This is a genomic window from Enterococcus sp. DIV1758, from assembly GCF_051711985.1.
Classification (GTDB): Bacteria; Bacillota; Bacilli; order Lactobacillales; family Enterococcaceae; genus Enterococcus; species Enterococcus faecalis.
Genome location: NZ_JBIOOA010000001.1, coordinates 1,569,837 through 1,583,058 on the forward strand (window position 1 = coordinate 1,569,837; position 13,222 = coordinate 1,583,058).

Sequence of the window (13,222 nt, forward strand, 5' to 3'; positions counted from 1 at the left end):
AATTTTAACTAGTAAAAAACCAATGACAAATGTTCAATCAAATTTGTCATTGGTTTTAGTTTGTAAACACAGTGCCAGCATTGGTAGATAATTACAAAATGAACTCACTCTTTGCCATAAGCCTAAATAATTAAATGGTTTTACCTGTTGTAGCTGTGGAATCCTTGCTAAGCCATATAAGCCGGCTGCAAGCATACATAAAATAAACAAAAAGCCAAAAAGGTTTTTATTTTTTTGCGAACCGTCTTTACTATAGATAATGGTTAAGACGCCTGATAACAACAAAAAGCCTGTATAACCGACTGCTGATCCTCCGTTATGAAGCGCGGTAGCAACTGTGCCAGCGCTTGAAGTGTCTACGCTGAAGAGCCCACTGAAAATACAATCAAATAAACCATAAGCGCCAATCATTGCCACTACTAACCAAGCACCTTTTTTCGTTTTTCTGGAAAAAATAGCATATATCCTAGGTAAACTTGCTAACATTAACATTCCCGCAATGATAGTTAACCGATTAAAGGTTTCTCTAACTGGACTATTCACATCACCTAATAAGCTAATAACTTCTGTCAATTGATTGTAACCTTGATCTTTGAATCCGACATAATAAGGTGTAAAAAAATCAAGTAAGACCCCTAAAACTAAAAAATAGCCGCCATATTTTTTTAAAAGCTGCATTTATTCACCTCAATTTTGATTTTCTATTTACTTCAAGTATAGCATATCAAAAACTCCGAATAATTAAACTTTCTTTCCCACTAAAAAACTTTTCGTCAACGCGAGACGAAAAGTTTTACTTTAGGATTCAATAGAATCTACAATCTTATCATTTTCTTTTGATTCATTTAGCCACTCCGAGACAATAATTTTAATGATTGCAGCAACAGGAACTGCTAAAAACATCCCTAAGACGCCGAAGTACGCTCCCCCAATCGTAATTGAAACAATAATTAAAATCGGATTGACATTTAGGGCATCTCCCATAATTCGAGGACCAATAATATTGCCGTCAATTTGTTGTAAAATTAATAAAACTAGTAACACCGTAATGGCTTGAGTAACACCACCTGTGAAAAGCGTAATCACACCAGCAACAATTGACGCAAAAATCGAACCAAAATAAGGAATCATATTACAAATACCTAATAAAATCCCCAAAGTCACAGCAAATTTCACATTCAAAATACTTAACAAAATCGTTGATGAAACGCCAATAATACAAGCATCAAGAAATTGGCAACTGATAAATTTATAGAAAATTTTATTCGTTGTATTTAACCAGGTTTGTGTTTGCTTGTACACTTTTTCAGACAGCAATTTGTGGGCGGCCTTTTCAACAAATGTCAAAATAGATTGCTTAAATACCAGCGCATAGATTGAGATAATCAACGTCAAAAATGCATTTAAAAAGAATGAAGAAACATTTTTAGTCAACGTTCCTAATGAAAATAACGCTTGTGTCCATTGATTTAAAAAACGTTCCGGCGACAAATCTTTAAGGACACTATTTAAATATTTTTCAATCGCGGCTGTTTTTAAAATCCCTTTATCTTCTAAACTCATCACAAACTGAACCATGTGATCATAAAAAGTGGGTAAAGAGTTTGCTAAATCTACTAAATTACTAATGAGTAGCGGAACGATATAGTTTAATGTCAAGACAAAAATAAACAAAATAATCAGGTACAAAAGGAGTACACTCAAGCCGTGTTTCGCTTTTTTAACGACTGGTAAAGGAACTCTTTCTAGTAATCCCTCGATTTTTTTCTGACTTCCACTCAATAAATAAGCAATCACGAACCCAGTAATGAATGGGGATAAGATGCCCAACAAACCCGAAACACTATGGACAAAGTGCTGATAATTCGTGATTAATAAATAGCCAACAATCAGCGCCATTACAAATAAAAAGCGGACAACCCAGTAATTCCAATCAACATTGTATTTCTTCAATCACTTCACCTCTAAATAAATTATGCCTATCATTGTAATTGTAAACGATTTGTGGCAAAAGGCAAGTTTGTCCATTCGTTCTTGATGAAATACACAAAGAAGCCTGACACTTTAAAAAATGTGTCGGTTTATTCTGCAGTATAAAAATGAGGCACTAGACCTTGCTTCTTTTCATAAAAAAAGTAGAGCGTGGGACAAAAATCACTTTGGATTTTTGCTTCACGCTCAAAAACTGATAAACGGCGGGAACAGAAGCAACACTACGCGTTGCTCCGATCTCAACAACTTCTAAGGTGTTTTCTCGACATGCGTCTCGTCACAGTACAGCCTTCAAAAGAGCTAAAGCTCTAAGAGTTGCGATGTTTCACTGTGAAGCATGAACAGATGAAATCATCGTACCTACTTGGTGAAGGTCCTTCGGAACTTACAAGGATAAAACTGTGACGAGCCTTTGGCGAGAAAACAATAAACTGAAATTGTTGAGAATCACGAAGAACGTAGTGATTCGATGATGAACAATACCTACTTCGCAGAGCTCCGATCTCATCAATCTCTAAGTGATAAATCACTAAGAATTGAAGGACTTGGTCTCCAAAAATTATAGAACAATTTCCGGAAATTCCTTCTTATTGCTGAGAAACACTATTTGCAAAGCAAATAGATGTTAAACAGTACCTACTTGGTTCTCGGAGTTAAACACTTCTGTGCCGACCTCTTCTAGATAGACTAAATTTATTTTTTCGATTCCACTGTGACCGTAAAGTTATCCATAATGAAATCTTTATCGGCACCTGTTGTAAAAATACCAAACGTAGTGTTTCCTGAAGCATCCCCAATTATTTCTGCTTCATAATGCTTGGTTTGACCATCTGCTGCTGTCGAAGTCAACTCACCGACTGGCTTAAAGTCATTGTTATTTTTCAACTCCCCATTAATGGTCCCAGCAGTAAAGACATTTTCACCATCAGTTTGATAATCAAATTGGACCGTATATTTCTTGTTCGGTTCAAATTTAATATTTTGCGGAATTGTTTGAAGCATCAATCCTGCTCCTTGTTTATGGGCTTTCAAGGACCAGTTGCCTTCTAATACATCTGAAACAAGATTTCCATTCCAACCATATTGTGTGTAAGGTTCATTTCTTTCTGATAAATGAATCCGTGGATCTTCTACACCACCAGCTGAGCCTTTAACAAACGGATATAACCCAACTGCTTGTGTGTCTTCAAAATCTTGCTTAATAACTGTTTGTTTGTCTGGATTCATGATATCCGTTTGACGCTCAACAATTCGTAAATCATCAAATTTTGTAACGGAATTGCCTTTATCAACCGCTAATGTCACCGAGCCTTTTTTGGCATTATCTGGGATTTCAAAATCAATTCGCATATTTTGCATATACTGCGGATTTTTCCTGCTTGTATGGTTAATATCTGCCTGAATGTAGTTTTGGGCAACCGAATTATTCACTGTCCGCGTATATTTTTTACCACCAATTTTAACAGTTACTGTGGCTTTGCGATCATGTGTTTCTGTGTTTAGATACAAACTATATTTTCCTGGTTTAGGAAGATTGATGTCTTGTTTGATTTCGGTTCTTTCTTTTTCTGAACTAAAGACATAATCACCGTTAGCATCTTTTTTAACCTCTCCATCACCTCGGAAAACTTTCCAGTTATTTTTCAAGGTATTGGCTTCATTAAATCCAGGATCTTTAAATGGTGTTCCTGTTCCAAATGTCATCGGTTCAATACTGTCAGGTTCAGCAATGACATACGGCGTATTAGCCTCGGCTTGGATGGTCACTTGGTTATTTGTAGTGGCAATTGCGCCTTTGTCAATACGCCCTTGATCTGTTAATTCATATAAATGTAAATTCGTTTTTCCTTGCATTTTCTTATCCAATGACCAAGTGCTGGTACCGCCTTTTGGATTCCAGTGATATAGTTTGTCTTGACCATTGACATTCCAAGGCAGTAGATACGCATCACCTTTTAGAACTTCTGTCTCATTTAACGTAATGCTTCTTGGCGAATTAGCATCTGCTTGAGTAACGGTCACTTTTTCAGCACCGTTCGCTAATTTAATCGTGCCATAGATTTGACCATCTTCTGCTGTTGTAGTTTCCCAGTTTGTAATTTGGTAATGCTGTAAGAACTTAGTTGGGACATTAATGGCAAAAGTTTTTTGGCGATAGGTATTAAAATTGGTTTTACCCACCCAACCTTCATAGGCTTCAAATTCAGCTCCACCTAACAAAGGGTTGTCGGAAATAATCCAAGTGTCTTTTTGGTGATTCCGAATAAAACGAACGATTGTACTGTTAAAGCCTTTCGTTGTTGTACCGCCGTAATCTTTTTCTGCAGACCAATGGTTCCAAACCGAATCATACTCTAAAGCATTCGGAAATTCATTGGTTGTAAACCAACCGAGTGAATTAATTTCTTTACTTAGTTGACGACTTGCCCAACCTGATTCGCCTTGTTGCCCCAAACATCAACATAAATATAATCTAGATTCGGTGCTTTTTGTTTTAATTCTTTAAAGCGCTCATAGCGACGACCACTCAATGCATCGGGTCTTTGTTTAATAAAATAAGACGGATCTAACCAATCCCAGCCACGCTTCGTTGGATCAACTAATTCCTCATTAAATCCTTTTGCTTCTGGGTAAGACTCGGTGTCATTAATATGCACACCGAAAACGGCATTTAATTTATGGCCTTCATCAATTAATTGATTCAACGCTTGTTCCCCACCAGGTCGCTGACCAATAGCACCATAATCTGGATGCGCAGAATCATGTCCTTCATTTTGATACCCTTTTAGTAAATTCATTTGTCCTAATCCATCTGTTAAATTGTAAATGCGTTTTGATTCGTCTAACGTCACTAAGAATGGGTTTGTCGCCTGACTAGCAAAGTTAAAAGGAATCCGTTGGTTGACTAATTCAGGGACTTTTTCCGCGCCCATTGGGTTATTCATAATTGAACGGAACCCAATTGCCGCATCTTGCCAATCCACCCGCTTGTCGTCATTGCTATCTTTTGAGAATTTAACTTTCACTTCTGGCGTTTCCCCAGTTGTGTAATCTTCCGGTGCATCAAATGGTCGATAGGTCCATGCCCCACTTGACAAGGTTGTTACAAAACCAGTCGCCGCTTCTTTTGTTTGTTTATGGATTCGATTGTTGTCACTACCATCGACAGAGCCGTCTCCATAGGCGTTCGTCCAAAAACTTGCAGCATAATTTGCTGTATTTAAGAAACCGTACATATATTTTTTCGTTTCTTCTTGACTAGTTGTAGTTAAATCTTGGATAGTATCACCATTTTTATTTCCGTTATTTGCATTTGTCCCAGTATTCATCACAACGCCAGCAAAAGTCGCCCCTTCATCTGTACTATTGACAGAAATCAAGCCTTGATTTGGAATTGAAATTGTGTGTATTTTGGTTCCTTCTTCACGAATATCTGAGAGTTTCATAGCTAATTCTTGGCCTTCTGAAACAGTCAATGTCGTTGTGAAACGCAGACCAATTTCTGGGACAGCTACGTTATAAAAGGCTTGATTTGCTTCACTCTTCTGTTTTTCAGCAGTTGCTTTATATGCTTTGCCATCAATCATTACTTGGTCAATTTTCTCGTGTTGGCCATTAAAAATCACTTGATTACTCTGAGGGTCTTCGTAGCGAATAATTCGTGGAAATTGTGGATCAACCACGGCTGTTAAATCTGCAGAAGAGATTTTGTCGCCTTTTTCAGCTTCATTGTCTTTAGCAACAACAACGCTGGCTTTTGCTTTGATGTTTGTATTTTCCAAAGTACCGTCGACTTCAAAAGTCCCTGGTTCTTTGTATGCATCAGGATCGATTTCATCCCAACGGACTGCTTCATTGGCTTCTTTACCAGTATTATAGGTCACTTTTACTTGTTTCGGTAATTTTGGTGCGACACCAATTTTTGTAAAAACTTTGACTGGCGCAATTTGTGTCACTTCTGGCACAATTTCTGGAATGCTATCTACGGGGCCATTTTTAAAATAGTCATAATTGACAATTTTTTTGTCGTACCACAAACGGACACCCACATGTCCGGCTTCTGTTGGAATTTTGTCTCCGTTGGCCAAAACAGGTTCTCCTTCGTAAATCAACGTGGTGTTAAGCCAGATAGTAATTTTTTCACCAACATAACGTACTTTCAACAAATAATTCGTATCTTCATTTAACGTTGGCCCAGAAATCGAATCATTCCACGAATTAGGGCTTTCAACTAACCATTTGCCATTCGCGTTATAGCCTACAAAAACCCAGCTATCTTTGGTATTACCACGTATAATCACACCCGTTCGACCGCTTCCAGCAGTGTATTTAAACTTTGTTTCTACTTCACCATCAGCTAATTTAGGGGAATCTAAATTTAAAGATACGGCATTATTACCTGCTGCTGCATCTCGTGAAATCGCCAATGACTCTCCTGCTAATTCTCGATTTGTTTTACCAATCACATCTTGCCACTCACCAATTTTCCCTCCTGGAAAATCAGATTGCCACAATTTTTCCTCTGTTGCGGTAGGTTCCACCATTGATGAGCTTGTTTCAGTGCTGCTGTTTGTTGTTTCTTCTGCAGACGTACTTAATGGTACTAAAATCGTTGCGCTTGCCAATAGTGTCAATGTACTAAATCGTTTTATTTTCCCATGTTTCATCTGATAAATCAGCCCCCTAACATTTTTGAACACGCTTTCATTATTAGCAATTAAAGGGGCGTTCCAAAAATAAATTCTTTTATTTTTGGAACGTCCATCTCTAAATCATTCTCTTAAAAACTTTGATTACTTACGACAACAAGTCAGAATTATTCATCCTCGTCATCTACTGCAACATTTAGCAGCAATTCGTTGACTTTCACAATACTTTCTGCTGATTCATTAACATAGTCACCTTCAATCGCTAATAAACTTGCATTTACATAGCTGATAACCATCGGTAAATTCATCCCAGTATATAAGTCAAACGAAGCACCTTGCATAATTTTTTTAGATAAAATATTACAAGGTGTCCCCCCTAATAGATCAGCAAAGACAACAAAATCTTCTAACGATTCCGTAATCGCTTCAAATTTTTCTAAAAAGTCAGCTTCACCTTCTTCTGGTAATAAAGCAACAGTGGAAATTGTTTCTTGCGGTCCCATAATCATCTCCGCACTTTTTTTCAATTCCTCGCAAAAACGGCCATGACTTACTAAAACTAAATGTTCACTCATCGATTTTCTCCTGTCTTACTTATTTTGAAATAACACCTAACGCAGACAATGCGACACAGACAATTAATACGATAAAAATAGCTTTAGTAGACGTCATATTCTTTTTACCTAGCATCCAATAAACGCCACCGACAATTCCTGCAGGAAGTAGACGTGGTAAAATCATATCCAAGTTATTTTGCATGTTAAGTGTTACATCCCCAATACTTGGTGCCCATGATAGTTTGACATTAACCATTGTTGCCACTAAAGCGCCAACCATGAAGACCCCTAGTAAAGTTGCAGCATCTGTTAAGGCAGTTAAGCGGTGTTGCATAGTTGTTACCAAAGAAATTCCTTCGCGATACGCAAATTCCAATTGTTTCCAACGGAAGACCATCACGGCAATTTGAGCAACAATCCAGATAAAGATACCAGTTGGGTTACCATTAATCGCCATGTTGGCAGCTAGCGCCCCAAAAATAGTTGGAATTAAAGCTGCGAAAATTGAATCCCCAATTGCTGCAAACGGTCCCATTAAACCAGTTTTCAAACCTGAAACTGTTTGTTTTCCAGCAATGCCTTCTTTTTCTTCAATGGCCAAATCGATCCCTGTAATAATCGTATTAAAGAAGTTTGAAGTATTGAAAAATTGCGTGTGTGTTTTCATCACTTCTTTTAATTCAGGCGTATCATCCCCATAAATTTTACGCAATTGTGGCAAAATCGTATACAAGTAACCTGATCCTTGCATTCTTTCGTAGTTCCAACCTAATTGGAAAGTAAACAAGCTTCTGCGATTAATTTGTTTAAAATCTTCTTTCGTCAATTTATAATTAGATTTCGTCATCTTCAATCTCTCCTTCGTCTGAATCATTCGCTGCATGTTCTTTTTTTGCTGCTGGCCCACTCGGAATCATTTGACCATTTTTGTAGCTAATTGCGGCTAAAGCGAAACCAATTAAAGCGACTGCTAACATTGGTAGTGCGTTAAATACACCACTGAAGTCTTTCACAACGCTCGCAACAGATGTTCCTAAAAGTTGCATGTTTGTAAAGATTGTTCCTAGTAAAGCAGTTACAGTGAAACCAAGAATTAAATAAGGGAAATGTTTTTTCACTGGTAAGTAACGTAGTAAAATTGCAAAACCGACCGCTGGTAAGACCGCCCCAGCAACAGACAAGCCATCACCTAACCATTTCAAATCGCCATTTAGGACAGATACAACTTTTTGTACTAAACCACCACCAAAAGCAAGTGCTAAGAAGACTGGAATCATTCGAGAAAGAGACCAAGGTAAGGCACCCATTAAGAAGTTACGTTCAATTCCTTTGTAGTTCATATCTTCGACCATTTTATCAATCCGATGTGCAAAGTAGGTATTCGCAAAACGAGCCAAAATGTCTAATTGAATCATTAAACTAGCAACTGGTACTGCAATAGCAGCGATTGCTTGTTCAGGGTTCATTCCTAAAGACACAGAAAATGCTGTGGCAAGAATCGTACCTGAGTTAGCATCAATTTTGGAGGCACCCCCGAAAGTCCCAACTCCTAATACAGTTAATTGCATGCTTCCACCAATAATAAGTCCTGCTTTAATATCCCCCATCACTAATCCTGCAAAAAGACCTGCAAACACTGGCGCACTTAATGAAGAATAAATTTGTAATTCATCTAAAATTTGGTATCCTGCGTATAATGTTAATAATAAGATCTGCCACCATAAGATATTCATTTTTTGTTCCCTCCTATTTTGTTATCAAACTCATAAAGTCTTCCGCTTTGTCACTTGGCACCATTTGAGCAATCAGATGGACACCTTTAGCATTTAACTCTTTAAAAACCTCAATATCTTGATCGACCACATTGATTGACTTAGTAATCGACCGTGTTTCGTTTGTTTGAGACATGTTCCCAACATTGATTTCTTTAATCGGCACCCCAAGTTCTACTAGTTTTAATAAACGATCTGGTTTCCGTACCACAATTAGTAAACGTTGTGAGTCGTATTTTCCTGCTAAAATATTTTGAGCAGCTTTTTCAATTGGTAACACGCTTAGTTTCACGCCAGCTGGTGTTGCTAATTTCAAACCACTTTTTTCAATGGCATTCCCTGCAACCTCATCATCAACGACCATAATTCTGGAAATATTCAATTTTGTCGCCCATAAATTTGCTACTTGTCCATGAATCAAACGTCCATCAATTCTTACGCCAATAATACTCATTGTAATCCCTCTTTCATTTCTTTATATAGTGGTTCTTTTACTAACTGAATTTCTGGTTGGTACGTTCCTTCCGTTTCAAAAATGACGATCTCATTTTGCCCTTCTTTTAATAATCCTTTGGGAATATATAAGGAAAGCGTCGGACCAACATTCCAGAAACGACCAAGATTGGTTTGGTTAACAAAAACAATTCCTTTGCCGAATTTAGAAACATCAATAAATGTATCTTTCACTTCTGCTAACTCCAGATGATACTGGTAAAAGCTTGGTTGATCCGGTTGCCATTCTCTTGAATAGTCTACCTGTTCACAGCTTGTCATAGGTAAACAATATTGTTGCCATTGCGTCATAAAATGTAAATCTGCCATGACACCCGTTCGAATCCCTTTTTTCTGAGTATCTGCAAATAATTTGTGCCCGTAATTGACACGACCCATATTTTCCATTAAAACATCGATTTGATTATTCTCTTGCGATAGTATAACGTAAATATCTTCGCCGATTTCCGTTTGATATTGCGTTGCTTGATGTATCTGATTGACAAATAATTGCAGACGATCACGACCGTCAATCACTCTTAGCTTTTCTTCTGCAGCATCTTTTTCAATGCTTGTTCGGTAAAGAAGGTAGCCTGTATTTTGTCCTAATTGTTCCATGGTTTGCGGATAAACGCTGACCACTGGCTGACTAATCGTTTCTAAAGTCGCAAACAAACTCACTTTGTTTGTTAAAGGAATTGCTGTTTGCGCAAAAGAATCTTTTACTAATGGTTCAGCTTGTGGTAACGCAGGGTACTCTTCGTGAAGCATTTTTTGTAACGCAAAATACTTTTCGGTTGGGTTCCCTTGTTCATCAAGTGGCGCATCATAATCATAGGAAGTGATTTGTGGTAAATCAATGGTTCCTCGTGCGGAGCAGCCATTCATAAACCCAAAATTGGTGCCGCCATGAAACATATATAAGTTGATACTGCCTAATGCTAATGCTTCTCTAACTGATTCAGCCAATTCTTGCGGATCTCGTTTAATAATTGGCTCTTTCCAACGGTTAAACCAGCCATCCCAAAATTCCATACACATTAGCGGCCATTTTTTACCATGTTCTTCAAAAAAGGCTTGCATCATACCGAAATTTTCTTTGGCTTTTGAGCCAAAATTTCCGGTTACTAAAATATCATCTTCAATCATGCTACCTGCCCGCAATGTTGCGCGCCATGGCCCGTCAGAAGTAAAAAATGGTGCTGTCACGCCACGTGCAATCATCAAATCGCGAATCGCCCGTAAATACGCTTTTTCTTCGCCAAATGAACCATATTCGTTTTCGATTTGAATCATTAAAATATTGCCACCGTTAGCAAGTTGATGCGGAACAATTTTTTCCATTAAAACATCATAATATTCCGCGACATGCTTCAGATAGGTTGGATTATTCGAACGCATTCGTCCTGGTTCATTTAATAGCCAGGCTGGAAAACCGCCAAACTCCCATTCTGCACAAATATAAGGAGACGGCCGCACAATCGCATATAGTCCAAGTTCTTGTGCTAATTTTAAAAAGCGCTCCAAATCTAATATTCCCTCAAAATGAAATGTTCCTTTTTGCGGTTCATGTAAATTCCATGGCACATATGTCTCAACTGTATTGAAGCCTAAAGCTTTCAAGTTATAAAGTGAATGATGCCAATCTGAGGGATCTACACGAAAATAATGAATGGCGCCTGATAAAATTTTAAATGGTTGATCATTTAAAAGAAACTCCTCTTTAATTTCAAATCTGTCCACATTGCCACCCTTTCTAGTAAACGCTTTCAATTCCTGGATAATTGCTAAATAAAGAAAGCTCTTTATTTAGCAATTTCGACTACTTGGATGTTCATAAGATGTTTGTTCACGTTCTCTACGTCTACATGCCCAGTCATTCTTTCTTGGGCATTAGCCATTCCAGCCGCCATGCCCCATTTTAGCAGTTCGGCAGCTGGGGCATCCTTGGCTAGTCCATATGCAAGACCAGCAATGGTTGCATCTCCTGAACCAACAGGATTTTTAGCTTGAATCGTTGGAATTTTTACACGATAGAACTGATCGTGATGTTTGGCAATTGCACCATCTTTTCCTAAAGATACGACAATCCATTCAATTCCAGCAAACATTGGTTTTGTTAAAGCTGTTTGTACAGCTGCTAATGGATTTTCTGAAAAATCTTGCTCTAGCAATCCTTCTAGTTCCTCTAAATTAGGTTTAATTAAATACGGTTTCCATGGTCCTTGAAGAACTTGCCTTAAACTATCACCAGAAGTATCTAGTAGCACTTTAACCTCTTGTGCGTGAGCTTTTTGAACTAATTCTTGATAAAAATTTGATGGTAATCCTTTCGCTAAACTGCCAGAAATTGTGACAATTTCTGCTTGCTTAATTAATTGATCGAAATTTTCAAGGAAGTTACTGATTTCTTCTGGGGAAACAGTTGGTCCAGCTTCTAAAATTTCAGTTTGATTCCCCTCGTGCAAAATCGCAATCGAATCACGCGTTTCTTCTTTGATTGATGTAAATGCTTGGGGGATGTTTGCTTTCTTTAACTCGTTTGCAATAAACGCCCCATGAAAACCACCAAGAACGCCGGTAGCGATAACATCTCCACCTAAATCATGAATGACGCGAGTGACATTTAGTCCTTTGCCACCAGGGGTTTTGGTCACCTGACTGGTCCGATTAACGGTATCAAGCTTTAGATGATTTAATAGGTAGGAGATATCAATTGACGGATTCATTGTTACTGTTACTATCACAGCTATGCCTCCCAATTACCCTTCGTTTACTTGAACTTTTGCATGCCAAGAGCTGGCGGTTGCCGCGATGACTTCATTTAAACTTTCAATGTTTTCTCGGCCTTCTGTTTTTAACCAATCACAAGCCGCAGTTTCTCCTGCTTCAACGAAAGGTTTCACGCCATTTTTCCACGTAGCACGGCCACATAAAACACCATTAAATGTTGAACCAGCTTCTTTAGCGAAACGTAGTGTTTCTTGGAATAGTTCTGTTGAGACACCGGCACTTAAAAAGATAAATGGTAAATCAGTGGCTTGACTTTGTTCTAAGAAATAATTCGCCGCTTCCTCTTTTGTATACGCTGTTTCAGCTGGCGCAAAACCTTCTACAAAATTCATATTAACTGGTACTTCCACTTTCAATACATCTACTTTATATTGGGGTTTAGAAAATTCTTTCATCATTTCATTCACTTTATGCGGTTTAACTTTTGCATATTCTAACGAAGTTGCATCTGCTATTTGTGCATCGTAAGAAACTAATTCTAAGTAAAATGGTAGGTCTTCTTCTGCACATTCACTCCCTAAGCGTTCAATAAATACATGTTTTTGATGATTGATTTCTGGATCCTCATCCACATCATAGTAGAGTAAAAATTTAATCGCATCTGCGCCTTCTTCTTTCAAGCGTAAAACAGACCAATCTGCTAGTAAATCAGGCAATCGTCCCGGAGTTGTTGCATCATAGCCCGTTTTTTCATAAGCGAGTAACAATCCAGCCTCGGTATCGCGTGCTTTTGCAGCAGGCAATCCATATTCTGGATCCAATAAAATAGCGGACGCATAAGGTGTCAATTCTTTCGAGACTAATTCTTTAAACGTTTCAATTTGTGCATCAGTTGGCTCTACATCTAGCGCTTTGATCATTTTTTTCAAGGCACCTCGTTGATCAATGGCTAATGCGCTAATGATTCCTTCTTGGGTTGACAAACGATCCATTGCCGCTTTTTTTCCAGCTGTTAACGTAAGCATAG

At 38.0% G+C, this 13,222-nt stretch carries 9 protein-coding genes and 1 pseudogene; all 10 read right to left on the reverse strand.

The features are described from left to right. Positions 1–33: 33 nt before the first annotated feature. Positions 34–678 (reverse strand): DUF998 domain-containing protein, encoded by a 645-nt coding sequence (locus tag IGJ52_RS07755; protein WP_438792006.1) that lies wholly within the window; start codon positions 676–678, stop codon positions 34–36. 120 nt (positions 679–798) lie between these two features. Then, positions 799–1,953, reverse strand: a complete 1,155-nt coding sequence (locus tag IGJ52_RS07760) for an AI-2E family transporter (protein ID WP_002386882.1) — start codon at positions 1,951–1,953, stop codon at positions 799–801. A 732-nt stretch (positions 1,954–2,685) separates the two neighbouring features. Continuing rightward, positions 2,686–6,659, reverse strand: a pseudogene (locus tag IGJ52_RS07765) (endo-alpha-N-acetylgalactosaminidase family protein). 149 nt (positions 6,660–6,808) lie between these two features. Then, positions 6,809–7,216: a PTS sugar transporter subunit IIA gene (locus tag IGJ52_RS07770; protein ID WP_002419866.1), complete on the reverse strand. Its 408-nt coding sequence runs from the start codon at positions 7,214–7,216 to the stop codon at positions 6,809–6,811. A 19-nt stretch (positions 7,217–7,235) separates the two neighbouring features. Further along, entirely contained in the window at positions 7,236–8,045 is an 810-nt protein-coding gene (locus tag IGJ52_RS07775; protein ID WP_002357254.1) for a PTS system mannose/fructose/sorbose family transporter subunit IID, read from the reverse strand. Further along, positions 8,032–8,931 (reverse strand): PTS mannose/fructose/sorbose/N-acetylgalactosamine transporter subunit IIC, encoded by a 900-nt coding sequence (locus tag IGJ52_RS07780; protein ID WP_002357253.1) that lies wholly within the window; start codon positions 8,929–8,931, stop codon positions 8,032–8,034. The genes IGJ52_RS07775 and IGJ52_RS07780 overlap by 14 nt, the downstream gene beginning before the upstream one ends. A 13-nt stretch (positions 8,932–8,944) precedes the next feature. Continuing rightward, complete coding sequence (locus IGJ52_RS07785) at positions 8,945–9,424, reverse strand: PTS system mannose/fructose/N-acetylgalactosamine-transporter subunit IIB (protein ID WP_002408868.1); 480 nt, start codon at positions 9,422–9,424, stop codon at positions 8,945–8,947. Then, the gene (locus IGJ52_RS07790; RefSeq protein ID WP_016614679.1) at positions 9,421–11,235 is read right to left on the reverse strand and encodes a glycoside hydrolase family 35 protein; all 1,815 of its coding nucleotides are present in this window, start codon (positions 11,233–11,235) and stop codon (positions 9,421–9,423) included. Before IGJ52_RS07790 ends, IGJ52_RS07785 begins: the two co-directional genes overlap by 4 nt. Positions 11,236–11,267: 32 nt before the next feature. Continuing rightward, the gene (locus IGJ52_RS07795) at positions 11,268–12,209 is read right to left on the reverse strand and encodes a hexose kinase (RefSeq protein WP_368023483.1); all 942 of its coding nucleotides are present in this window, start codon (positions 12,207–12,209) and stop codon (positions 11,268–11,270) included. Between the two features lie 15 nt (positions 12,210–12,224). Continuing rightward, entirely contained in the window at positions 12,225–13,220 is a 996-nt protein-coding gene (gene lacD, locus IGJ52_RS07800; protein WP_002357245.1) for a tagatose-bisphosphate aldolase, read from the reverse strand. Positions 13,221–13,222 lie beyond the last annotated feature (2 nt).